General features: G+C 67.1%; 1 protein-coding gene. It reads left to right on the plus strand.

What is annotated here, in order from left to right; translation table 11 throughout:
- Window positions 1-291: 291 nt before the first annotated feature.
- A partial coding sequence (locus tag ACLBXP_RS25235) for a pyridoxal-phosphate dependent enzyme (RefSeq protein WP_447670586.1) occupies window positions 292-480 on the plus strand: 189 nt, incomplete at its 3' end.

The following is a 480-nucleotide window of genomic DNA, read 5'->3' on the forward strand; positions in this document are numbered from 1 at the left end:
GGCTGCGCGGGCCCGCATCGTCGATCTGTTCGGGGTGGAGGTGATGGCCGAGGGCTTCCTGACGGCCTGGCGCGAGGCGAGCGCTTGAGAACAAGTTTTCCCGGCTGAGGCCCTTGGCAGAAGGAAGCTTCTACGCGCGCGGGCCAGACCACCCACGGGGAGAAAATCGATATTGATCTGAGGATCTTGGCCGTTGCTCTGCCGGAAGCGACGCGATATCCCGGCGCCAGACCCGGGACGGCGCCCCTGACGGGCGGCGCCGGACTGAAGGCCCCCGCGAAGGAGACCCGCATGACCGAGACCTCGACCCGCAAGCCCGGCCACGGCCGCGTCTACGGCTCCATCACGGAGACCATCGGCAACACGCCGCTGGTGCGCCTCATCCGCCTGCCGAAGGAGCGGGGCATCGAGGCCGAGATTCTGCTGAAGCTCGAGTTCTTCAACCCGATCGCGAGCGTCAAGGACCGCATCGGCGTCAAT

The organism is Methylobacterium sp. A54F, from assembly GCF_053346035.1.